General features: G+C 52.3%; 2 rRNA genes (1 of these 2 cut by a window edge). Both read right to left on the reverse strand.

The features are described 5' to 3' along the window. Window positions 1-130 precede the first annotated feature (130 nt). Window positions 131-245: ribosomal RNA gene (rrf, locus tag BR24_RS01430) — 5S ribosomal RNA — on the reverse strand. A gap of 42 nt (window positions 246-287) precedes the next feature. Further along, window positions 288-2,500: ribosomal RNA gene (locus BR24_RS01435) — 23S ribosomal RNA — on the reverse strand (it continues 726 nt past the right edge of the window).

The raw sequence follows: 2,500 nt of genomic DNA on the forward strand, positions 1-2,500 counted from the left end.
GACACCTTGGCGCAACCGCCCGAGTCCCGTTTTTTGCCGTGTTATTTGCTAGCTGGAGTTTTGCATTTGTTCAGCGTGTATTCCACGCAAAAAGGCCCGGTCATTTTGACCGGGCCTTTCAGGAAGAATATCCTGGCAGCGACCTACTTTCCCACGACTAAGACCGCAGTATCATCGGCGATGGAGGGCTTGACTTCCGAGTTCGGAATGGGATCGGGTATAACCCCTCCTCCCTGGCCACCAGGAAAATATATAGTTCAATAGGGGGAGAGAGGATATTAAGTAAGTTAGATAAGCCGCACGATCTATTAGTACCGGTCTGCTGAACACATCGCTGCGCTTACACATCCGGCCTATCAACCTCGTAGTCTACAAGGGATCTTCAGGGACCGAAGTCCAGGGAGAACTAATCTTGAGGATGGCTTCCCGCTTAGATGCCTTCAGCGGTTATCCGTGCCGAACATAGCTACCCTGCAGTGCCACTGGCGTGACAACAGGAACACCAGAGGTTCGTCCACCCCGGTCCTCTCGTACTAGGGGCAGACCCTCTTCAATTCTCCTACGCCCACAGAGGATAGGGACCAAACTGTCTCACGACGTTTTAAACCCAGCTCGCGTACCACTTTAAACGGCGAACAGCCGTACCCTTGGGACCTGCTCCAGCCCCAGGATGTGATGAGCCGACATCGAGGTGCCAAACCGCGTCGTCGATGTGAACTCTTGGACGCGATCAGCCTGTTATCCCCGGCGTACCTTTTATCCTATGAGCGATGGCCCTTCCATGCGGAACCACCGGATCACTAAGACCAACTTTCGTTCCTGCTCGACATGTCTGTCTCACAGTCAAGCTCCCTTATGCCTTTGCACTCGACGGCTGGTTTCCAATCAGCCTGAGGGAACCTTTGCAAGCCTCCGTTACTCTTTGGGAGGCGACCGCCCCAGTCAAACTACCCACCAGACACTGTCTCCAAGCCGGATGACGGCGTTGGATTAGATACCTAGATTACCAAGGGTGGTATTTCAAGGGTGACTCCACGAACACTGGCGTGCCCGCTTCAAAGTCTCCCACCTATCCTACACATGATAAACCAAATACCAATGTCAAGCTATAGTAAAGGTGCACAGGGTCTTTCCGTCCTTCTGCGGGTACCGGGCATTTTCACCCGGAATTCAATTTCACTGAGTCTCTGGTTGAGACAGTGGGGGGATCGTTACGCCATTCGTGCAGGTCGGAACTTACCCGACAAGGAATTTCGCTACCTTAGGACCGTTATAGTTACGGCCGCCGTTTACCGGGGCTTCGATTTAGAGCTTCGCCGAAGCTAACTCCACCTCTTAACCTTCCGGCACCGGGCAGGCGTCAGTCCCTATACTTCGTCTTACGACTTCGCAGAGACCTATGTTTTTAGTAAACAGTCGCCCCCCCCGATTCGCTGCGGCTCTCACGTGCTCAACAAGCAAGTCATATCACACGCGGGAGCATCCCTTATTGCGAACTTACGGGATCATTTTGCCGAGTTCCTTAACCAGAGTTCTCTCAAGCGCCTTGGTCTGCTCGACCCGCCTACCTGTGTTGGTTTGCGGTACGGTCTGCACATGCTAAACTTAGAAGCTTTTCTAGGCAGCATGGAATCACTGACTTCAGTCTGTAAATGACACGGCATCACGTCTCGGCCTTAAAGAAGAGCGGATTTGCCTACCCTTCAAGCCTACACGCTTGCACCGGGATATCCAACACCCGGATCAGCTATCCTCCTGCGTCCCTCCGTCGCACACATGTACAGGTACAGGAATATTAACCTGTTTCCCATCGGTTACGCTTTTCAGCCTCACCTTAGGGGCCGACTTACCCTGGGCAGATTAGCTTTACCCAGGAAACCTTAGGCTTACGGCGAACGGGTTTCTCACCCGTTTTATCGTTACTCATGCCAGCATAATCACTTCTCATTAGTCCAGCAAACCTCACGGTTTACCTTCATCCCATCTGAGAACGCTCCCCTACCGCTCGTCTAAAAGACGAGCCCGAAGCTTCGGTACCATACTTAGCCCCGTTACATTTTCGGCGCAGAATCGCTAGGCCAGTGAGCTATTACGCTTTCTTTAAAGGATGGCTGCTTCTAAGCCAACCTCCTGGATGTATCAGCAACTCCACCACCTTTCCCACTTAGTATGGATTTGGAGACCTTAGCTGTCGATCTGGGCTGTTTCCCTCTTGGCCATGGACCTTCGCACCCATAGCCTGACTCCCGGGAAGCATCTTACGGCATTCGGAGTTTGACAAGGGTTGGTAACCTGGTGGGGCCCCTAGCCTTATCAGTGCTCTACCTCCGCAAGACTCGTTCCCGAGGCTATACCTCAATATATTTCGGGGAGAACCAGCTATCACCGGGTTTGATTGGCCTTTCACCCCTATCCACAAGTCATCCAAATCATTTTCAACTGATACTGGTTCGGTCCTCCACTCAGTTTTACCTGAGCTTCAACCTGCTCATGGATAGAT

The sequence above is a fragment of the Pseudodesulfovibrio halophilus DSM 5663 genome (assembly GCF_059568665.1).